The sequence below is a fragment of the Paenibacillus sp. D2_2 genome, assembly GCF_031199965.1.
In the GTDB taxonomy this organism is placed as follows: domain Bacteria; phylum Bacillota; class Bacilli; order Paenibacillales; family Paenibacillaceae; genus Fontibacillus.
In genome coordinates this window covers 2,604,071-2,625,751 of sequence record NZ_CP133605.1, presented here as the reverse complement: position 1 = coordinate 2,625,751, position 21,681 = coordinate 2,604,071, and the positions used below count along the sequence as shown (strand labels likewise).

Genomic DNA, 21,681 nt, shown 5'->3' with positions numbered 1-21,681 from the left:
TTTTTAACACCATAGCCCCCATCTCTGCACCATCCGTGACGACAATAATGAGGTGGTGAAAAATCCAAGGCCTAGCGGTAAAAAGACAAGACTCGTCTCTGCAATACCGAAATGGAGTCCCGACTGCAAATAATAATTCAAGATGAAGAAAAAAGTAAACATGCTAAGATATACGACCAGCTCTGTAATGATTCCAACGCGGAATGAGCCAATTTTGAAAATAGATAGCCCCACCAATGGGGTGCGCCCCGTCTCTTCTCTCTGTTTCTGCAAAAGTACAAATACCAATAGCAGCAAGATGGACACGATCAAACAGCCCCAGATCCATAGCGACCAGCCTTGCTTTTGCCCAATGGTTAACGGATAGATAAGCATGAGCAAGCCCGGAATGATCAATGCGATCCCGAACCAATCAATACCTTGACTGGACTGTCCGCGGGATTCAGGGACGATGGGCAATCCCAGCATCACCAGCAATCCAAACGGCACATTAAACAGAAATACGATTCGCCAACCAAGACCTAATAAATTCCAGTCCACCAATAAGCCTCCCAGGATCAGCCCCAACGTGAATCCGATACCGATAACTGCGCCGTAAATAGCGAAGACGAATCCTTTTTCACTGGGGAGAAAGCTGCTTTGCATGATGGACAAGACCTGCGGTTGAATCATCGCTGCCGACAGCCCTTGAACGATGCGAATCATAATGAGTAAGGTCGGGTCGGACACCAAGCCGCCGAGCAAACACATACAAGTAAAGCCCATAACTCCGATCCATAACATTCGTTTTCGTCCATACAAATCTCCCAGCTTCCCACCCAGGATCAAGGCAATGGCCAGCCCTAACGAATATCCTGAAAATATAAGCTGAGCTTCAGCGAAGCTGGCATGAACGCTAGCTTGCATGCTTGGAAGCGCCACCTGCATCATATAATTGTTCAGCGAGATCAACAGCGTTGGCAGCAAAATCAGAATTAAGGCGAACCAACGGCGCGGATGGGCCTGCGGTATTGGATCAAGTTCACTTACCTGGGCCGCAGTCGGATTATTCAAAGTCATTTATGGCAGCTCCCTTCGCTGCAGCAGTCTCCATTCGGATGAAACGCAAAGGCTATTCTCCCGTTCACTGGATTGTTGTAAATATCGCAGTCAATATTGTAGACATGCCGGACCAGATCTTTGGTCAACACCTGCTCCGGCGTCCCGCTGGCCACGATCTCCCCGTCTTTGACCGCGTACAGCACATCGCAGTATAATGCCGCAAGCGACAAATCATGTAAAGCGGCCAAAGTGCCGATCTGTAGCGATTTAACGGCAGACAATAGCTGCAGCTGATATTTGATATCCAGATGATTGGTCGGTTCATCCAGAACGAGCAGCTCCGGTTGCTGTGCAATGGCACGTGCCAGAATGACTCGCTGCTTCTCGCCGCCGGAGAGCGTAGAGTAACTCCGATCCGCATAATCCAGAAGATCAACCTTTTGCAGGGCTTTATGGACGATTGTGTAGTCCTCCTTGCGATCGGACTCCAGAAGCTGTTTATGCGGAGTGCGCCCCATCATCACCATTTCTAGTACTGTAAAATCAAAATTCATATCATTAAATTGTCCAACTACGGCCATCTTTTGAAAAACCGTCTTTGGCCTCGCCTTCATAACATCGATACTATCTAAAAACACCGCCCCCCGCTTTGGTTTGATTACTTTATAGATTGATTTTAGAAGTGTGGATTTACCACAGCCGTTTGGTCCGATGATTCCAACGAATTGACCTTGCCCGACATAAAGTGAAATTTCATTCACAATTCGGACGCCATTAACAGCTACTACAATCTCATTGACTGCCAGTTCCATGCTAGTTACCCCCAAATCCATAGTTCTTCTTCAACAGCATGTACATCAGCATCGGTGCTCCAAGAAGCGCCGTTACAATTCCAATGGGCAGTTCGCTGTTAGGTATAACCGTCCTTGCCAGCACATCTGTCCAAATAAGAAAGATAGCGCTAAATAATATAGATACCGGCAGCAATCGCTTATGGTCTGAGCCCACCAAACCCCTTGCTATATGCGGAATGATAAGCCCGACAAAACCGATAATACCGCATGTCGCGACAAGTGTCCCCGTCAGAACCGAAGATATCACCATATACAATCCTCGATAGGCTTTCATATTCATACCAAGCGTTATAGCTGCTTCGTCCCCCATCAGCATCGTATTTAGCACCCGTGACTGCATCATAAAAAAGAATGCGGCAGCGATCGTTATACTCCCAACAAGCGGCAAGCTATCCCACTTGGCGGAAGCAAGGCTGCCCATCGTCCAGAATGTAACCGAGCGAATTCCCTCGGAGTTGCTCGCCATATATATAATGAAATTGGAGCATGCGCTACATAGTGCGTTAACTACAGTACCCATTAGCACCAGCTTGGCAGATGATATTTTTCCGCCCAAATTGGCTAATATCATCACGCCTCCGGCTGCTCCTAACGCCCCTATAAAAGCCCAAAAGGCCACCCCCATGCTTCCTGCGAGACTAGCTGTCCCAATCCCCAGCATAATGGAGAAGGTCGCCCCCAAGGAGGCACCCGACGAGATACCGAGAATATAAGGATCCGCCAGCGGATTTTGCACGAAGGCCTGCATGACCGTCCCGCATAATGCAAGCCCCGCGCCTACAGTCATAGCCAGCAATACCCTTGGGAAGCGAATATTCCAAATGATATCAATAGCCCCAACTGGGAGCGTCCCATCAAGATGTTCGAGTGAGATGCCAAACATCTGATTTACGACGATCTGCATCGCATCGTCAAAGGAAACCGATACTTGACCAATCGACAAAGCTAGTCCGATCGAACAAATCAAAGCGAGAACGAGTGCACAAATCATCAGGACAAATGAAGAACGTCTGCTTGCTAACTTCTCGAAATCAGCCCAGTGGCCTTTGATCTTCTCATACGCTTGCAGCCTTACCATGGCTTATTGTCCTCCATACAGCTCGGGCTGTACGAATCGAGCAACTTCTTCATACAAATTCGTGAGCTGCAATCCACCTCGAATGGCATTTGTGTAATCCGCCACCATGACATTCCCGGTTTGAATCGCCTTCATATTCTTCAGGCGCGGATTAGAGAGCAGCTTATTCTTGATGCTTTCATGGTCGCTTTCCTGAAAATGGGTCAAGATGATTTTATCCGGATTTGCAGCAATGATCGCTTCGATTTGCAATTCGATGTACCCATCCGATAACTGCATATACTCTCCGCCCGATCCTTCCACCATCTCATCGATCACGCACCAGGATGGAGGATAATAATCGTAATTTTCACGCCCGGCGTTTGCCAGCAGCAACACCTTAGGCTTAGCCTTCACATGCTGTGCCTTCTGTGTGATTTCATCGATTTTTGTTTGCTGCTGCTTAAGGTAAGAATCCGTCTGCTCCTCCACGTTAAAGATTTTTCCAAAGTTCCGGATATCGTCGAAATAGTAATCGATACTGCGTCCAATATTGAAATTCGATGCGGGAACCACCTGGATGCCCCTTTCGTTCCAGAAGGATATCCCGCCTAACCGATCTTCCTTAAATGCCGAAGACATCGAATAGATCAAATCGGGCTGCAGGGCGATAACGGCTTCTTTACTCGGCCACAGCTCAGTTAAGAGCGGCAACTTGGCGATTTCATCCGTATATGGAGAAAAGGACTGATCCAGATAGGCCAGACCGGCAATTTTATCCTTTTGCCCGAATTGAATCATCAGTTCTGCCATAGCTGTTCCAAGTACGACTACTTTTTGCGGTTCCTTCTCAATGGTCTGCTTCATTTCTTTCCCTTCGTCCGTATAAATTCGGAGCGTAACCGGGTAATGCTGACTGCCATTATGACCAGCTAATGTTCCGCCTTCCACGGCCTGACTATCGGTATTCGCTGAATGAGCTCCTTGATGCGGCGAATTGCCACATGCAGCGCTAAACAAAGCGAGCACCGTTAAAAGTATAGTGAACTGGATCATTTTATTGCTTGAGTTTCTCATGATTGCCTCCCCTGAAATTCCTGCAAATTTGGACATGCTTTTCGTTCCAGCAAATATTGGAACTAGCAGCATGACCAATTGATAATCATTATCAGTGATAATGATTCAGCGTTCTACCTGCAAAGGGATTTTCTTTGCCTGTAAAAGGAGCCGAAAAAGCCAAAGAGGATTTTCGAACATGCTGATCATGTCCGAAAATCCCTCTTATAACATCTCTTCTATTCTATTTACTATAATTATTTGAAACTTCTGAGATATTCGCTTGGATTGTATCCGTAAATTTTACGGAAAGCTGTCGTGAAATTGCTGACATTACTGTAGCCCACAGCTACCGCCGCTTCCCCTATATTCATCCGTTGTATTTCCATATAATACAGGGCCTTCTCCATCCTATTCTTCCGCACCAGTTCGAATACGGTCATACCAAAACGTTCCCGGAAGCCCTTCTTCAACTTGAATTCATTGAGCCCGACTTTACGCGACAGCTCCTGAAGCGTTAACGGCTGTTCGAAATTGAGAATCACCAGTTCCCTGGCTTGATCCAGTTTCAGTAGATCATCACGGGTCAAGAAGCGGCTATGGCTCTCCATTTCATGGCCTTCCACTTTCCCAAACAAAGCGATCAGCTCCATCGCCTTGCTCTCCATATACAGTCGTTTCAGCCCACCATCATAAGTGCAGTTCATCATATCCGACACACATCGATGAATCTCCGGTGTATTCGGGTAGGGATTAATATGTCCCTTATGGCGTGCCAGCCATGTCTTCATTTTATGCTTCTCGCTCGGATCAGCCGCATAATGGAACAGCGCCTGAGGGGACAAGCGGACTTCCAACATTTGATGACGGACATCCGCCTTCTTCTCTTCATAGACCAATTCATCCTCGAAAAATAGCACATTGCCCGTCCAATGACGAGTATGGCTTTCTTTGCCATCCCATTCACAGTAAATGTCTCCGCTAAGGCAATAGCTAAGCTCAAACAGCGGGCAGGCTTCCTGAATGCGAAGCTTCATATCCTGTGCGTAGGTCAGGTCGGTTACAACAATTTCCATACCGGGACGGATCGGCGTTCTCAAAATGCTTCCCTCTCCAACCTGCGGAGGAATCGTGATATGTTGTTCCCATGACCGCTGCCGGGTTTGTCCTTGAATCAGATCCGTAAATTGATCAAAGAGGCTGTGCACCTCGCTGTTCAGTATATTTAAAGTCATTCAGGCCACCTTCTAGCTCCGTTAATTTCATTACTTCATTCAAAATATTTTGCGCGCACTGAATATGATATAATTCTGCAAACAACAGTCAATATTTTACGCTGATACTATGTATATAACATAGAGAATAAGAGCACAAAAAAGAGAATAAATATCCCAAACTTGACCGGGAGGAAAATCCAATGACTTTACAACAACTTAAGTACTTTATCGAAATCGTGAACTGTGGTTCGATCAATAAAGCGGCGGAAAGCCTATTTATTTCGCAACCGAGCTTGTCCAACGCAGTGAAAGACTTGGAAGCCGAAAGCCGGTGTTGAACTCTTTAATAGAACACCAAAAGGCATCACACTGACGATGGATGGCGTGGAATTTCTGGGTTATGCCCGCCAAGTTGTCGAGCAAGCAAGCCTGCTTGAGCAGCGCTATTTGAGCAAGAAGCCCTCTCGTCGTCTCTGCTCCATCTCAACTCAACACTATGCTTTTGCAGTAAATGCGTTCGTAAATATGGTCAAGAAGACCAATGCGGATGAATATGAATTTACACTGCGCGAGACACGGACTCATGAAATTATAGAGGATGTAAAAACCTTACGAAGCGAACTTGGCATTCTATATATGAATCCGTTCAATAGAAGAGTGCTTGAGAAGCTGCTACGCGAGAACGGCTTGACCTTCCATCCGCTGTTTATTGCTAAGCCACATATTTTCGTCAGTGCGTCAAATCCACTTGCCAAGAAAAAGTACGTCACACCTGAGGACTTGGAAGACTATACCTGCCTCTCCTTTGATCAGGGTGAGAATAACTCGTTCTATTTTTCGGAAGAAATTCTCAGTACGGCATACAGTAAAAAGACAATACGCGTTAGTGACAGGGCAACCATCTTCAATTTGATGATCGGTCTCAATGGCTACACGATATCTACGGGAATTGTTAGCGCAGACTTGAATGGAGACAATATTACGGCCGTACCGCTACGTATCGACGATACGATAGAGGTTGGTTGGATTGCGCATAATTCGATACAACTCACCAAACAGGCAACAATGTATCTTGAGGAATTAAAGCAGGTCGTGGGCGCTTACGATGTTCTTATGGATGGTCAGGTATAGTTAATAGCTATAACAGAACATAGAAATTTGGAGTTACCCTATATGACCCTTCTTATATTAGATTGTTTATATCAAACATTTGGTATCAAACATTTAGGAGGGTTTCCAATGAGCAAGAAATTTCAAACTGTCGGCAGTCTATTGCGCCCGAAAATCTATTGACCTACAAACACCAAATCGAGCATCGTGACGATATTACATATCCGTTCTATGCTGATTTAACTGGATATGAGGAATGTGAACATGCAGCGACGAAACATGTAATAGATAAGGAAATTCAACATGGGCTCGAGATTATTACGGACGGCGAGTTCTCGAAGTCTATGTGGCATTTGGATTTCGTATGGGGGCTAAAAGGCATCAGCCGGTATATTGCCGACCACGGCTACTTTTTCCGCGACAAGGATGAAACTCAGAAATATGAGACACGTCGTGACATTGGTCTGCGGATTACTGAACCCCTAAGCGGGAAGAACCATAACTTTATTCAAGTATTCAAAAAACAAGCGGCAATTGCTGGCAACAGAGAGACGAAGCTCTGCATCCCATCGCCTTCGCATATCTTTGGGGAGCTCTCGTGGTCGGACAACATCGGCGACAAAGATTCTGTTTATGCCACACCGCAGGAATTAAAAGCGGGGCTTATTCAAGCGTACAAAGAATTCGTTCAGGAATACGCTGCAGCAGGAGGTAAAATTCTGCAATTTGATGATTGCCTTTGGGAGATTTTTGCGGACGACAATCCTAACTCTCCGTACACGGGTCAAAATATTGATCAAGAAACTGTACAAGCGTTGGCGGCGGAATTTATCGACATCAATAACACAGTGATTGACTTCGGTCACAGCCTCGGGCTGAAAATGTGGACGCACAATTGCCGTGGCAACTACGATTCCCGAAATATGGGCGGTGGCTCATACAGCAAAATTGCCGATTTGTTCTTAAAGCAACTGAAATACGACCGCTTCTTCCTGGAGTGGGATGACGACAGAGCAGGTTCGCTTGACGCACTTGCAGTGTTCAAGGATAAGCCAGATACTGAAATCGTGCTTGGTTTACTGTCGAGCAAAACAAATACCCTTGATGACGAATCCCGCGTACTCCAATTACTTGACGAAGCGTCCAAGATTATCCCGAAAGAACGCTTACTCCTCTCGCACCAGTGTGGCTTTGCCTCCTGTGACGGCGGCAATGAATTGACCGAGGATGAGCAATGGGCGAAGATTGATCAAGGGCAAAGCATTGCTCTGAAATACTGGGGCGAGTGATTGCTGTAAGGATTAGAAGCATCTGACACATTGAAATTTAAAAGGATGACTCCATTGTAGTACGGGAGCCATCCTTTTGCAGTTATTTATTACGTGTCTGTGTCTTCTTGTATTTCGCCGTCCGTGCATCCTCGATGACACCGCTCCAGTTCAATCCGAAGCCAAAATCATAAACATGACCTTCTGTATCAATATAGCACTCCATGTCATGTGGAACGTCCTCAAATTGTTCTTCAACCGTCTTCATGTTAACTGGCATTTGGAATGGCAGCAGACCAGACGGTTCATAGGAGCCTGTCAGCACTTCCATAATAGCTCGGACATTCACACCAAAGTTAGTGAGGATAGCATCAGGTGCTGACTCGAATTCAGCAACAATCGTCGGATTCGACTGCAGCAAGGATACGATAACCGGCTTGCCCTTCATCTTCTCCTTCGTATCGAGAACGACATCCAGATCAGGCGAATTGCGCGTCTCCACGGTCTTGCCTTTGTACGTACGATTCAGCACATCACTGTCTCGTGGATCACCGGCAATACTGCGCTCACGGGCAAATTCAGCAGTATATGGACGATATTGAAGGCTAATCGGTACATAACCATTGCCCCCTTGTTCCGCATCTTCCTGGCTGTAGCCGATACCAGAGTCTGGATTTTCAATGAACACAAGTCCGAAGTCCGCTTCTTCTGGATTGTCGGTGACGTCAAAATACTCAGCTACTATACTAAGATCAACGGGATCTTCCAGTCTCTCCGGTGTCGGCATGCCGACCCAGTTCATTCCTGCAGGCAGCAACCGCTTAGGTATATAGACTTTCTTCCGTCCCTGAATCGGAAGCACCTCTCCCCTATTCTTCAGCAGAACTATAGATTTCAGTTGAGCCACATAACCTGCTGCCATGAATTCAGGGCAGCCTACGATCTTACTACTCTCTTCATGATTCAAATAAGGATTCTCGAACAGACCAGGACGGAATATGTTCAACAGTAGCCGTACTGCCGATTGCTCAAAGCGCGCTCTCATGAACGCCTCCCCATGCTCTACTACGCCCATTTGATAAGCCTCTAGTACAGGACCTGCATCATTGTTGCCGCCGAATTGGTCGACGCCTGCCATCAGTAGCTTGTAGTGTCTTTCAGCTACGGAGAGATGCTCAACTCCCCATGATTTGCCGCTGAAAACGGTGCCTTTGTGTTCGGATTCATCAGCCGTAATGCTCCAGTCTGTACATACTACTCCATCATAACCGTACTCCTCCCGTAGTAAGTCATTGATCAAATAACGGTTATAAGAGTTGCCGACGTTCTCACCGTTCTTATTATCCTCGTCATAGGAGATGGTGTAGTACGGCATCACCGCCGAAGCACGTCTGGTCTTGCCCTCAAGCTGGAAGGCTCCTTCCGTGAACGGTATCAAATGCTCATCGAAATTATTGCCCGGATATACCGCATATTTGCCACAACCGAAATGCGCATCTCTGCCGGCTTCGCCCGAGCCGCCGCCAGGCCAATGCTTCACCATCGCATTTACACTACCTGGGCCCCATCCCTCTGACTGCTCAACCTCGGATGACTGGAAACCGTCGACATAGGCACGGGCCATATCGGCCGACAGCTTGGAGTCTTCGCCGAATGTTCCGTTGAAGCGATGCCAGCGTGGATCGGTGGCAATATCAATTTGCGGCGACAGCGCAGTTGCTATGCCGAGGGCGCGATATTCTTTCGATGCGATCTCTCCGAATTGTCTCGTGATCTCAGGATCGAAAGTCGCCGCAAGTCCAAGCGTTTCTGGCCAAAATGACACACGGGACGTTGATGCTGCACCGGCATTGAACTCTGAGCTAGCGTCAAAGCCGTGGCGAGGGTCGGAACTGTTGTTTACCGGAACACCAAAGCCGCTTCCTTCGGCTACAGCTTGGAGACGGTTGTTCCAACGTGCCGCCATTTCCGGATTATCAACCGTCATAATCAATACATGACGAAGATGGGTCTGCTTCAGGAAAGAAATCTGCTCATCGGTTAAATCCCATGGCTTGGCGCCACTCTCTTCATAAGCTTTACCGGCGTACGTTCCCCCAAACCAGCCACCACTTCTTGCCGGAATATTCTGGTGCGAGCTGTACAGCATTAAGCCTGCGATCTCTTCAACAGAAAGTCTGGAAGCGAGGTCTTTGGCACGCTCCTCAGTAGGAAGTCTCCAGTCTTCATAAGGCTTCAAGTCACCGTCTTTACTCAAGTTCTTAAAATGCAAGCCATCCTTCTCGATAATTCGAACTCCAGAGTCAGTGGAATAGCCTAACGTTGGACCGTTCTCATTCTTTACGTATTCAATCGTTGGTTCATAGTGTAGAGCAGTATCATCATGGTTCGTCATTACGTAAATCCTACCTTTCATTTTAAGTTAATCTTGTTGTATCTATCTGCCTATTATTGCTGCTCAGTATCCACACTGGATCGCTTCCCTATTTCAGGAAGCGGCTTCGTAGCGAGCATACTCAATACAAGACATAATGCCAGTGCGATATAGAAGAATGCCCATCCTCCTATACCAAGTAGCAGAGGCGCAATAGCCGGTACAATTGATTGTGGCAGCGCATTAGCCACATTCATGAGTCCAAAGTCTTTGGCAGCATCTTCTTTCCGCGGTAATATACGAGCGACTAAGGCCGTATCCACCGCTGTAAAACAGCCAGCTCCAAGGCCAATGATGACGGTAGCAACAATGAATACCGAGAAATCCTGCATGAATGCGAACACTAGAGTACCAATCATCATGATAAAAGCAGACCCATAAAGGAACGGTTTCTGCTTCTTAGCTTTGTCTGACAACATCCCACCAACTACACTTGTTAGAGACATAGCGGCGAGTGAGATCATTTGCAGCGTAGCCACCCCCGATGTTGCATGTGCCTCGGTATAACCCATACGATTTACTAGCATCACGGCTAAGTACGAACTACTTCCAAATCCCATCATCAGCAAAAACTTAGAAAAAATAGCCCATGTAAATTCCGGGTACTTCTTCGGACTTGGATACAGATTAGCGAGCTTCTTGGCAAACGGAATGTTATCGGGTCTGGCCCTTACGATCTCAACTTTGCTATCTTTAATCAGGAATGCGCTGATAATCGGTCCAACAATGCCAATAACCGCGAGCAAGGTCCATTTCACAAGAGATGCAGAGTCGGTCATCATAGTCATCAGTGCCATTCCGATCACAACGGCAAGCGGCGAGACGAGACCGAGAATACCTGAGATCGTTCCTTGCTTCTCTAGTGGAACTTGATCTGGAATTAGTGCCGTATACGCTGCCATACCAAAGTTAAAGAAAAATTGTGCAATCGACCAGGCAACCGTAACCTGCCAGATTTCTGTTGCCATACCGATCCATAATAGACAAACACAGCCGACAATCGGTCCAATGATGAACCAGGTTCGTCTGCGGCCGAATGCTACATTTGTACGGTCACTGATCGTTCCCCCAATAGGGTTACCGATCAATGCGAAGAACGCGCCAATTCCGGCTACAAGACCGAATGAAGTTGTGTAATTGTCCGGACTAATCTCGATCATTTTAAATGTCAGCAACAGCATTGCCGGAGTTATGAGCGCAATCATCATACAAGCGTATCCGAGCATAATGCCGAATGTTAATCTTTTGAACGGTGTTACTCTCTGTTCGTTGTTCATTGTACCGTCCATTTCTTAGCCTCCCGTTTAATAAGTGAACGTTTTCAATTTTATGAATATAAACACTTTGATTCTTATTTGATGAAGGTTTGTGACACTCCATCTATTGCACCAGACCGGTGACTAGCTTCCGTTCAGATTCTCTTGCTGCCCCCTTAAGTCTTCATCTTGTGAAATTGTAACGCATACAGGATTGATTTTATGGTAGAATTACAGTCTAACTGGTATATATTTAACTTCGTAATGAATTGTATAGAAGAAATGAGGCAAATGAATGGAACAAACTATCATAGATAACGAATTGTGGTTGGCTAAGATGGTTCACGATAATCTACAGCTCCCTGTACGACTGCTCTGTGCCGATCATACGACAGAAGCTATATTCGTTTCAGGGCGCAGTGAACAATTGCATCCGCTAGATCCTGATGGAAATACAGTTCTCACTGGTATTTTCTCAGAACATTCGCCATGCGATATCCCTTGCTATAGCACCTGGAATGGATTCGACCAATACGTATGGCTCCGCTTCAGCGATATGTCCGGTCTCACTGGAGCAATCGTAATTGGTCCAGCCGTAAGTTCGATGGTTACGGACGAGATGCTTGAAGGCTTCCTATACGATTACGGCTTATCAGGTGTCCATCTTGATTCGCTGCGGGCATACTATAAGCAATTGCCAGTACGCTATCAAAAATCGATGCTGCATGCAGGGATCCTACTCAATTATTTAATTTTCCGCCGACCGCTCGATATAACAGAAGTGGTCGACTGTAGCGTTCCGTTCTTCAAGACTCACGAATTGAACAACGAGTTGGAACGAAGTCTGTTGGATAGGCGGTTAAACATGAACATACACGATCAATTGAAGTCGGGTAAGTTGCTGCTGCAATGGGTGAAGGAAGGACGCAAAGAGGAATTGTTCCGGTATCGTGACCTTTTCTCGGCAGAGAATAGTGGTATCCTGTCTCGAAAAGCGGCTCCGCAACGAGAAAAATTTGGCCATCTGTCTCATTACGCACTCTATGCAAGCTGCGATCGACGGCGGATTATACCAAGAAGTAGCTTTTAATATCTGCGACCTCTGGATTCAGCATATTGAGGAGTTGAACGAGGTGGAGGAAGTCTCGCAAGCCATGCAGGAGGTAATGAATGATTTCGCCGACCGTGTCAGCCGCCAGCGCATAAATCAAAGCTCCAAGCCGATCGCGGTCTGTCAGAACTATATATTCAACCGAATCTATGAACAGATTAAACTGACTGAGCTTGCAGACGCTGCCGGGTCCATCCCGCTTACCTCTCGAAGCTCTTCAAGCAAGAGATGAGTATGACCGTCACCGAATATATTCAGCGTCAGAAGATTGAAGAGGCTAAGAAGCTTCTCACTTTCTCCGATTCTTCTCCCCTTCAAACCGCCAGTCTGCTTAATTTTCACGATCAGAGCCATTTCACGAAGGTATTCAAGAAATATACCGGTGTTACACCGAGGCAATACAAGGATCATCCTGTCTAGACGTTATGCAGGTTCGGAGCGAGATAAAAAGGCTGCCAATCCATTACTGGATTGGCAGCCTTCTTCTATTTACTTGTAAACTTTCAAATCTGTTACTATTTATATGCTCATGAAATGCTCGCACGTCTAACGAAAGTTCAATGTAAGGGGTACGACAGTTAGTCTCTTATTTCAGCGGTAGGGAATCTACTACATGCCATTTCAGGTCAAGCAAGGCTGGAGGATAAAAGATTGGCTGAATCCAGCTGTAGCTGCCATCCGCCTGTAAATTCCCAAGTCTTACCGTACCGTCAGGTGCTTGCTGAAGTCTCCACTGACCGCTCGCTAAGCTCTCCCCGGCTTCCATTCTTTTTATAGCCTCGTCAAAAGAAAACTTCTCACCCTTGTTACGCTCTACAGCCGCAAATGCCTCTTGATACTGCCGCTCCAAATCTGCCTCAGCATCATTATTCATCTCGGAGTCCCAGAGCAATTCAAAAGTAAATCCCTTTAGCCCGTTATCTTCTACTGCCTCTTTAAAAGTATCCGTCACAAAAATACGTAGACTCTTATATTCTGGAATCATAAAGATTTGGGACTCTTGGATCACATCCAGCTTGAATGCAAATCGATTAACATCTCTAACAAAGCCGGGCTGTCCCTCAACATATTCAACTTCTGAATTCTCATAGTCCAATGCATCTATAAGCCTAATGACATTGACAGCATAGAAACGCTTTGAAGGATGCTGTAAAGGCAGTAACTCTACATTCGAATTGAGATAAGGTGCAAGCACTTCTACGGCACGTTCACAGAATATAGGAATATGGCTACCTATCCCTGTACAGTCACAACGCTTCCGAGAACGATAGGTTTCAAACGGAACCTCTCCCATTTTTCCCCGATAACAGTTCCATTAAAATAAGGATCTAAATAATCATTTACCGCATCACGGTTAGGAAAAGTAAAAGAATCATATTTATCAGATTCATAGCCCCATTTCCAGACTTTCATCGCTTACCTCCCTCTATTTTATTTGATTTTTCCTAGTGCGATTATACCCTCAATCAGTTCTGTTCTAATAGATTGCAGCACTTTATTTCCTTCATTCTGTAGGGCAATCGACTGCCTTTATTTTTTAATAACATAACGACTGCTCAATAATCAAAGATTATCCTTAGAGTAGCGATACTGTTTTCTTTCAATCTCTTGGTGGTTCAATTGAATGCCACCAATAACTCACTGTTGAAGTTAAGTAGAACCTACAATGACTCTTGAGCTATAGCCAAGAAATAATTATAGAACTCATCGTCCTTAACATAGCCTTCCTTCTCATATAGTGACTGAGCCCTGATATTATCAGGGGCCGTAGACAGTGCAATGCCTTTTGCTTTAGTTAATACTGCAAATTCCTTCACTTGCTTCAGCAACAGCTCTCCAATGCCCTCTTTACGGCATTCTTCCCGTACGTACAGATCATTAAGTATCCATGAACGATGCATAGAAATGGACGAAAATGTAGGATAGAGCTGAGTAAATCCAGCTGCGTAACCATTCGAAGCATTTCGTGCAATAAAGATCACCGACTCGGCATGATTGAAGCGTTGGAATAAAAATGCCCTCGCTCCTTCCAAATCAGAGGGCTGCTGATAAAATACCCGATAAAGGTCAAATAACAGCACTAAATCATCCAAATCCTGAAGCGTTGCTTGAGTTATTGAATATTTTATGTCCATGAATACTCACCTCTCCCCTTCTAACTCTGATTCGAATCCGTCATCACTTCACGAAAAATGTAAATAACAGTACAACGACCGGAATCCCTAATAAGATACCGGAGACGATACTATGCCGCTTCTTATTCATGACGACAACAGCGACATATTCCCGTATCATCGCATTTGGCCAGTAGTATAGAGCCGTCTTAGCTCCGATCCCTTGGCTTGACAACCCTGCTAAGCGCGCATACATCCCAGCTCGGAACAGATGAAAGTTATTCGTTGTGAAAATACTGTTATACTCTTTTCCGCCGCTCAAATCCTCCATAATTTCCTTGGAGAACAGCATATTCTCATACGTATTTCTGGAACGATTCTCTTGAATGGTATCTTCAAGTGGAATTCCCTTTTCTAACGCATAAGCTTGCATCGCTTCGGCCTCTGACACTTGTTCATCCGACCCTTTTCCCCGGAGAAAATGATCTTGGGCGGTGTTGTCACCGTTTCCTGACGATAATAAAATTCAATCGCCTTATTTATACGATTTGCGAGCAAAGGTGGAACTCTATAGCCAATTATTCTGCTCCCGAGTACAACAATAAAATTCTGATTCAATTTCGGACGATTGAACTGATACAGAAAATAGGCCGACAGGAAGCTGGACAAATCGATAAAGAAATAAAATAGTAAGATCGTTATCCCTGAATATAAAACTTGTACCCACCATGGTACATAACTAACCGGCTGAATAATAGTAATAACGATATAAGCTAAGATACAGATTCCTAATATTAAAGCGAGATAATTTGAAAATTTCCGTCCTTCTTTTTTGATTAAGATACGACCATTAATCACCAAGAGGATCGCCAAGGCGAATCCACCAAAAAGTAATACCAAAAAGATTAAAATAATCGGAATTATCGCAAGTAATCGAAGAATCCAAATATTGGACGTTATTGCTGCAAGAATACATATTCCAGCAGTTGAAAGGGCAAATATGTTAAACAGAAAGCCATTGATAATTCGCCTAGGATCTCTCAGGTAGAACCAGAGGAATATAACTAATGTGACAAGCGGAACTATCCACAAAGCAAGTATCATCTATGCTGTACACCCCATCCATCAATAAATTACATATATGTATCGTCTCTTTGGCAAGTGGAGATTATTCCCCTACCCGAACGCCTTATAAGAATATCACAAAAAAGGAAACCGCCCATAAAAAGGCGGTCATTCATGTAAACAGAGACTATTTAACTATGACTAGGTGTCCATCGAAATATCGTCCCAACCTTCATCGAAGCGGCCGATCATCCAGAACAAACCACGTCGTCTCTCCATGACGATGCTCTCGTTCATACCAGCCGGTGCTTTCTTACCATGGATCCGACTATCTACACACGCCCAGTGCAGACGGTAGATTCTGTCGGCTTCGTCAAGAATTACCTCATGGCTACGTATCGATGTCTTCTTATAGAATTCATCGAAGGATTCGCATTCTGAGACGACCTGAATGGCATAGTCGCAGTCACAAACCTGATCGGGAAAATCAAGCTTCTCTACGAGCCCGAGCGCCCAGATCAATACCCAATAAGCTTCATATTGCCAAGTAATATTGATTGCTGCCTGATTCGTCGGATGCTCGTCCTGTAGCAGCTCACGCTCATTGTTGGTCAGCTGTTCCTCTACACCGAATTTCCGCAGTAGATTGTTGATGAAGTCCCTGGACTCTCCAAGCTCTTCTCCTTGGGCAACATCGCAAGCGTACTGAATCACGATCAACAGGGCCACGGCTCTTCTTGCGATTTCTTCTGGTGTCTTCCACCGACATTCCGCTACGGGCGGGAGCTCAGGCATAGAATCCAGATAAGGTATACCACGTTCACGTATGTAAGAGATAGACGCTTGCTTTCTCCGGGCGCCTTCCTCAGATGTCTTCTGAGGACCCATTATTTTATTCGTGCACGCATGGGCGTAAAATCCGCAGGACCAGAACTTCCGTCCGGATGAACAATGACTTGACCGTCACTGTCAAGCAGGGTACCGTCCTGTAGAAATCCGATGCCTCCAAGGGCAGACATCAGCTCGAGACATAGCTTCCATTGCTCTTCACTAAGCTCCTTCTCTGCTTCGACCGTAAGTAGCGTATTAAATACGGAGATTTGCGTAAGTACTAAGTCCTTCAGGTGCCCATCTGCAAAAGCGATTCGTTCATAAAAGCCCATCATCCCGGGAATATTCGTCTCGAAATAATCCGGATTGGCATCCTCAGTCAAGGCCCGAATCGTCAGCTTCTGCTTCTTGAATAATGAATTAGTCTGCAGGATATAATCGCTTCCACTCATCCCAACTTTATAACCTTTAGCGAACACGCTCGCTATCTTGCCTTCTAGATCATCAATATCATTTTTGGAAGCAAATATGGAGAAATATTTCAAAATCTGTAACCTCCTCAATTGTGCAATAGGGTATAACTTTAGCCTACTTTACCTCCGAAGAGACTGTCAAATGAATCCACTTCCGATCTTTGGAGCAATCGACCCTACTTTCTATCTTCGGTTAAGAGCTGATCCCGTACTTCAGTCAGTGCAAAACCTAATAAATTACGTCCCCGCCATTTTATCGGATTCTCAACATGGGGATCGTCCTTCCCCATCCCAATACCCCAGATGCGGTCAACCGGGCTGGCCTCGACGAGAATCCGACTCTTCGTTGTCTTCAGAAAATTACCAAGCTGCGGATTTTGCGAAAATTTGGCCAAGTTACCTCGCTTCACAATGTCATAGCAGTTCTGTTCCCAGACTTCATTGTCGAAGTTCTTCACAGCTCGGCCATAGGCCTTCATCTCCTTCGGATGTCTGGCATTCATTATCGAAGCTTCCATCTCACTGTCATTGAAAAGACGCGCCTTCTCCGCCATCATATATTGTTCTGTACAGGAATAGCGCTGACCGTCCACAGTAAATTCGATCTTCCACCATTGACTGAAGCAACTCTGATTAACACTGCCGTCTGACGGCGGTGTATGCCCCCAGAAGAATACATATTTAAATTTTTGACCCGCATTATGGGCCTTGCGAAGGTCATCTATGTTATAGATCAATTAAATCCTCTCCCTATCTCTCCGGTACAACCGTGATGGACGATGACCGGCATTCTCCGTATAATGATCTGTCACTTCGACAAGATCGGCGATCTTTCTGCGGAAAGCCGCCTTCAGCAGATCTCGGTCCAAAATGACCTCGTATACTTGCTGCAGTTCTGTTAAGGTAAACAATTTAGGCATTAAATGAAGAGCAATATCCGTATACTCAACCTTGCCCCGCAGGCGTTCGATAGCGCACGTGATAATCTTCGCATGGTCGAAGGCAAGCCCTTCATTGGAGATTATGGCGTACTCCGTCGCATGGGCTGTAGCCGTCGATGTGATCTTCCGTTCTACGACAGCATTCAAGCAAACATCTCCATAGATCAGGCTGAGATCGTACTGCATCGTCTTGATATACCCGTCCTCCAACAGCTCCTTTGACTCCCGCAGCAATCGATGAGAGAGCTGGAACCAAGCCGCATGATCCGCATCATCCCCAGCCTCGACCTGAACCTGACTACTATCAATGAGCGCCATATAAGAGCAGCTCATCACCCAAGTGCGTGGATCACGACCCGGTTCGCTGAAGGTGTACAACTGCTCCAGATAGACATGATCAACGCCGGTCTCCTCCCGCAGCTCTCGCTGAGCCGCTTGCTCCGTCGTCTCCGTAGAACGGACGAATCCCCCCGGCAGCGCCCACTGTCCCAGATAGGGATGCCCGCCACGCTGAATGAGCAGGATGCGCAGCTCCTTCTCCGGAAGCTTGCGATAATTATCTTCCTCCGCATCACTCACTGTAAAGATGACCATATCTGTGGCCACCGACGGGCGCTCAAAATCTCCAGCTCGATATTGTTCAAGGAACTCTCGTTCCGTCAACCCATTGCGATCCCTTAATTCCATTAATCGTCACCTACACCGTAATCAAAGTTTGTTCTTAGTATCATATTGTTAATATCCTTTTGTTACTAACAATATATGTTATAAATCCCGCGTTGTCAAATTCAACGCAGGATAATAATGTTACATATGTCCATTTTCATTACCGCAGAAGCCGGTCACCGATAAAATATCCAAGCGAGATAAACAAAATGGCCCATACCAATGCTCCTGTACAGCAGAAGAATAGGTATTTTCGAAACGGAAGGGATGAAATCCCGGACATGTAGCCGGTAACATGCCGGATGCCGGGAATAAAATAAGCGAACACTATCGTCCAGGAACCGTACTTGTTGAACCAGTTTCTAACTTTGTCATATCGTTTCGGAGTCAGTCCGACCCACTTACCGCACTTCTCGATAATGGGTGAGCCGACCCTTCTCCCAATCACATAAGTAATGGCCATTCCGGTTACTGAACCTATAAAGCTTATAATAATGGCTAGAAAATAGTTCAATATATGCTCCGAAGCTAAATAGCCAACGAACACCATAAGTGTCTCATCTGGAATCGGAAGCCCTACAATACCTAATGCCAACAACACTAGAATTGCAAAATATCCATATTGTGTAATAAAATCGATCGCTGTCTCCATAACTTCCTCCGACCTACTTCCTGATGCTTATGTTCTTAAGGGAAGGGAACGGAATTCGGCTTACCATTAGAAATGATAATACAACAGTAAACGCAATAATGACCGATGGTTTTAAATTATCTGTAAGAGACAAACAGGCTAACAGAGTTCCGGCACAGGTTATTGGCATTCCCGTAAATTGAGGGCTTGAGATCGAGATGTTAAATCTCGCAAGCCTTGAAGCACCACACACCAGAAATACAATTGCTGCTAAGGCACTTAGCCAATGGAATTCTCCTGATTGATGCAACAAGACTAGAAACGCGGGCGCTACTCCGAAAGACACAATGTCTGCTAAAGAATCAAGCTGCTTGCCGAAATCACTGCTACAGTGCATTATTCGTGCCAAGAACCCATCAAACACATCAAATAGAGCCGCAATTGCAATAAAGATTAAAGCTAACCGATATTGCTCCTGGATCGTCAATAATAAAGAAACTGCTCCCGCAGATAAATTTCCAAAAGTACAAGTATTCGGAACAAATTTCCAATTCATCGTCATTCTCCTTTCTAGTCGAGGGATCTTCTTGCTGAAATTTATAGCCGACGCCAATCACGGTGCGGATATATTGCGAATCATAACCGAGCTTCGACCGGAGCTTCTTAATATGCGAATCTACAACTCTGTTGTCACCATCGAATTCAATCCCCCATACTCGTGCGATAATCGATTCACGAGTGACGACCAGATTCTTATTGTTGATGAGAAGCAACAATAGATCATACTCTTTTGGCGTCAATTCAACCTCTACGCCGTCTACCTCTAGACGATGCGCCAGCGTATTAAGAACGGAAGTGCCGAACAGGATTCGGTATCCATCTGGTCTATAATTGTCTATCACACGCTTCATTAACGAGTTGGCCTTGGCGACCAATACCTTCGGACTGAACGGCTTTGTAATATAGTCATCCGCACCAAGCTCATAACCAAGCAGTTTGTCCTGGTCAGCCGATTTGGCAGTCAATAGAATGATAGGAACCCCCGAACGGATACGAAGCTCTTTACACACCTCAAACCCATCCATCTGAGGCATCATAATATCAAGGATGACTAGATCGGGATAGAGGGCTTCGAACCAACTTAGTGCATCGCGCCCATTGTCCGTCTCTGTGACTTCCCAGCCATCTTGGATGAAGTAATCCGAAATTACTTCTCGAATCCGCGCTTCATCTTCCACTATAAGCACATGTTTACCCACGATATTCCTTCTTTCTGAAGCTGTCTCAACCCGCAGTAGCAGCATACTTAGAACTCATGATTATACGAATGAAGCCATTCAGCGTCACTCCGGAAACTCGACGATAAATTGAACGCCATCCTGCAGATTTCTCACTGAGTAACTGCAGCCATGCAAATCCATGATCTGCTGTGCGATGGACAATCCAAGGCCGGTCCCACCAGTCTGCCGGCTGACGTGAAGCTTCTCCACGGTAGAATCGCTCCCAAATGAGGTTCAACTGCTCTTCATTTAAAGTTTCACCTTGATTGGATACAGATAAAGTTGTACGATCCGGTCCACTGTGAACTTCAATTAATATAGTGCTTCCTACTGTCGCATGGCGGATTGCGTTCGTAATCAAATTCAGGACAACTTGTTCGAACCATAACGGATCGGCCAGAACAGGCTGCTCATTCGCTGGCACAACGACGATCTCTAATCCCTTATCCTGTAAAGGATACATTAGCCTACTAGCGACTTTCTCGACCAGTTCACTGAGCATAAAGGATGTTTTCCGCAATTCAATCGTCCCGGAATCCAATCTTGCCAGATCCAGCATATCTTTAATTAACATCTCCATCTTCTCAGCCTCTTCAACAATGACGGAGATGTAATGATCCTGCTTATTTAAGTTCACTCCGTCCTTCAAGCCTTCAGCAAAGCTCTTGACGATACTTAAAGGGGTTTTAAGTTCATGTGATGCGTTAGTGAAGAATTCCTTCTGTGTCTTTTCCATTCGTTCTTTCTGTTCCATATCTTTCTGTAACTGTTGATTCGCTTCTTGAAGCTCGCCCATCGTCTTGTCTAGTTTCTGCGACATTGTTAGCATACTCATAGACAAGCTACCTATCTCATCCTTTTGTCGAATTGGCTTTAATGATCCAAATTCGAAATTCAGCATCTTCTTGGCCATAGTATTTAATGCGATTAAAGGCTTCGCCACCATTTTAGAAAAGACGAGTGCTAGGATTAGGATGAGAATAATGCCTCCCAATCCGACGTAAATGAACAACCAACGCAACGCTTCATTTGCATCACTAATTTCCTGAAGAGAGGTTATGGAGAACAGCAGTTCCTTTTTCCCATTCTCCTTCATGACAGGTTTAATGATGATAAAATTACTTGTGCCGCTCCAAGGGTCCACCCACTGGAATTCTTGCTTAACCATCGAATTAAGCTGATCTTGGATCTCTTGAGATAGCGGGAAGTACTCATACAAAGCGATCATGAGTAAGCCTTGACGCTGATTCCAGTTCTTTATATTCGGCAAGACGAG

The 21,681-nt window shown here is 45.5% G+C and carries 17 protein-coding genes and 6 pseudogenes; 4 read left to right on the top strand and 19 right to left on the bottom strand.

Translation table 11 applies throughout. From position 1 onward, the window contains the following. Window positions 1–3: 3 nt before the first annotated feature. The 5 genes from RE628_RS13380 to RE628_RS13360 all read right to left on the bottom strand — a co-directional run bounded on the left by RE628_RS13380 (window position 4) and on the right by RE628_RS13360 (window position 5,243). Window positions 4–1,059 (bottom strand): MFS transporter, encoded by a 1,056-nt coding sequence (locus RE628_RS13380; protein ID WP_309159124.1) that lies wholly within the window; start codon window positions 1,057–1,059, stop codon window positions 4–6. Further along, entirely contained in the window at window positions 1,056–1,853 is a 798-nt protein-coding gene (locus tag RE628_RS13375; protein ID WP_309159123.1) for an ABC transporter ATP-binding protein, read from the bottom strand. The genes RE628_RS13380 and RE628_RS13375 overlap by 4 nt, the downstream gene beginning before the upstream one ends. A gap of 1 nt (window position 1,854) precedes the next feature. Further along, window positions 1,855–2,973, bottom strand: a complete 1,119-nt coding sequence (locus tag RE628_RS13370) for a FecCD family ABC transporter permease (RefSeq protein ID WP_309159122.1) — start codon at window positions 2,971–2,973, stop codon at window positions 1,855–1,857. A gap of 3 nt (window positions 2,974–2,976) precedes the next feature. Then, the gene (locus tag RE628_RS13365; protein WP_309159121.1) at window positions 2,977–4,029 is read right to left on the bottom strand and encodes an ABC transporter substrate-binding protein; all 1,053 of its coding nucleotides are present in this window, start codon (window positions 4,027–4,029) and stop codon (window positions 2,977–2,979) included. A gap of 236 nt (window positions 4,030–4,265) precedes the next feature. Continuing rightward, on the bottom strand, window positions 4,266–5,243 hold the full coding sequence (locus RE628_RS13360) for a helix-turn-helix transcriptional regulator (RefSeq protein ID WP_309159120.1): 978 nt from the start codon (window positions 5,241–5,243) through the stop codon (window positions 4,266–4,268). A gap of 182 nt (window positions 5,244–5,425) precedes the next feature. Between RE628_RS13360 and RE628_RS13355 the strand changes: the two are divergent. Together RE628_RS13355 and RE628_RS13350 are read left to right on the top strand one after the other, a co-directional pair. Next, window positions 5,426–6,356, top strand: a pseudogene (locus RE628_RS13355) (LysR family transcriptional regulator). 108 nt (window positions 6,357–6,464) lie between these two features. Then, window positions 6,465–7,624: pseudogene (locus RE628_RS13350) on the top strand (cobalamin-independent methionine synthase II family protein). 82 nt (window positions 7,625–7,706) lie between these two features. On the opposite strand, the gene RE628_RS13345 reads toward RE628_RS13350, so the two are convergent. Together RE628_RS13345 and RE628_RS13340 are read right to left on the bottom strand one after the other, a co-directional pair. Further along, entirely contained in the window at window positions 7,707–9,998 is a 2,292-nt protein-coding gene (locus RE628_RS13345; protein ID WP_309159119.1) for a glycoside hydrolase family 3 protein, read from the bottom strand. A gap of 53 nt (window positions 9,999–10,051) precedes the next feature. Then, a complete protein-coding gene (locus tag RE628_RS13340; protein WP_309159118.1) occupies window positions 10,052–11,326 on the bottom strand; it encodes an MFS transporter in 1,275 nt (424 codons plus the stop codon). 262 nt (window positions 11,327–11,588) lie between these two features. Here RE628_RS13340 and RE628_RS13335 point away from each other — a divergent pair, with 262 nt between their 5' ends. Both RE628_RS13335 and RE628_RS13325 read left to right on the top strand, forming a co-directional pair. Further along, on the top strand, window positions 11,589–12,383 hold the full coding sequence (locus tag RE628_RS13335; protein ID WP_309159117.1) for a hypothetical protein: 795 nt from the start codon (window positions 11,589–11,591) through the stop codon (window positions 12,381–12,383). Window positions 12,384–12,632: 249 nt separating this feature from the next. Beyond that, window positions 12,633–12,824: a helix-turn-helix domain-containing protein gene (locus tag RE628_RS13325; RefSeq protein WP_309159115.1), complete on the top strand. Its 192-nt coding sequence runs from the start codon at window positions 12,633–12,635 to the stop codon at window positions 12,822–12,824. A 166-nt stretch (window positions 12,825–12,990) separates the two neighbouring features. Here the strand turns inward: RE628_RS13325 and RE628_RS13320 are convergent, their stop codons facing one another. The 12 genes and pseudogenes from RE628_RS13320 to RE628_RS29640 all read right to left on the bottom strand — a co-directional run. Then, window positions 12,991–13,599: an imm11 family protein gene (locus RE628_RS13320; RefSeq protein WP_309159114.1), complete on the bottom strand. Its 609-nt coding sequence runs from the start codon at window positions 13,597–13,599 to the stop codon at window positions 12,991–12,993. Between the two features lie 38 nt (window positions 13,600–13,637). Continuing rightward, a complete protein-coding gene (locus RE628_RS13315) occupies window positions 13,638–13,817 on the bottom strand; it encodes a hypothetical protein (RefSeq protein ID WP_309159113.1) in 180 nt (59 codons plus the stop codon). Between the two features lie 248 nt (window positions 13,818–14,065). Beyond that, window positions 14,066–14,539, bottom strand: coding sequence for a GNAT family N-acetyltransferase (locus RE628_RS13310; protein ID WP_309159112.1), 474 nt, complete (start codon window positions 14,537–14,539; stop codon window positions 14,066–14,068). A 43-nt stretch (window positions 14,540–14,582) separates the two neighbouring features. Next, window positions 14,583–15,622, bottom strand: a pseudogene (locus RE628_RS13305) (YdcF family protein). Window positions 15,623–15,784: 162 nt separating this feature from the next. Next, window positions 15,785–16,959, bottom strand: a pseudogene (locus tag RE628_RS13300) (DUF4272 domain-containing protein). A 104-nt stretch (window positions 16,960–17,063) separates the two neighbouring features. Beyond that, window positions 17,064–17,624, bottom strand: coding sequence for a riboflavin biosynthesis intermediates N-glycosidase (locus RE628_RS13295; protein WP_309159111.1), 561 nt, complete (start codon window positions 17,622–17,624; stop codon window positions 17,064–17,066). Further along, window positions 17,625–18,515 carry an NUDIX hydrolase gene (locus RE628_RS13290; protein ID WP_309159110.1) on the bottom strand — a complete coding sequence of 297 codons (891 nt, stop codon included), beginning with the start codon at window positions 18,513–18,515 and terminating at the stop codon, window positions 17,625–17,627. Between the two features lie 139 nt (window positions 18,516–18,654). Next, the gene (locus RE628_RS13285) at window positions 18,655–19,146 is read right to left on the bottom strand and encodes a DedA family protein (protein ID WP_309159109.1); all 492 of its coding nucleotides are present in this window, start codon (window positions 19,144–19,146) and stop codon (window positions 18,655–18,657) included. 13 nt (window positions 19,147–19,159) lie between these two features. After that, window positions 19,160–19,681: a CDP-diacylglycerol--serine O-phosphatidyltransferase gene (gene pssA / locus RE628_RS13280; RefSeq protein WP_309159108.1), complete on the bottom strand. Its 522-nt coding sequence runs from the start codon at window positions 19,679–19,681 to the stop codon at window positions 19,160–19,162. Between the two features lie 25 nt (window positions 19,682–19,706). Further along, a pseudogene (locus RE628_RS13275) lies at window positions 19,707–20,384 on the bottom strand (response regulator transcription factor); the annotation flags it as partial. A gap of 84 nt (window positions 20,385–20,468) precedes the next feature. Beyond that, the gene (locus RE628_RS29645) at window positions 20,469–20,546 is read right to left on the bottom strand and encodes a hypothetical protein (RefSeq protein ID WP_375143113.1); all 78 of its coding nucleotides are present in this window, start codon (window positions 20,544–20,546) and stop codon (window positions 20,469–20,471) included. Between the two features lie 121 nt (window positions 20,547–20,667). Beyond that, window positions 20,668–21,141: pseudogene (locus RE628_RS29640) on the bottom strand (sensor histidine kinase); the annotation flags it as partial. Between the last annotated feature and the right edge of the window lie 540 nt (window positions 21,142–21,681).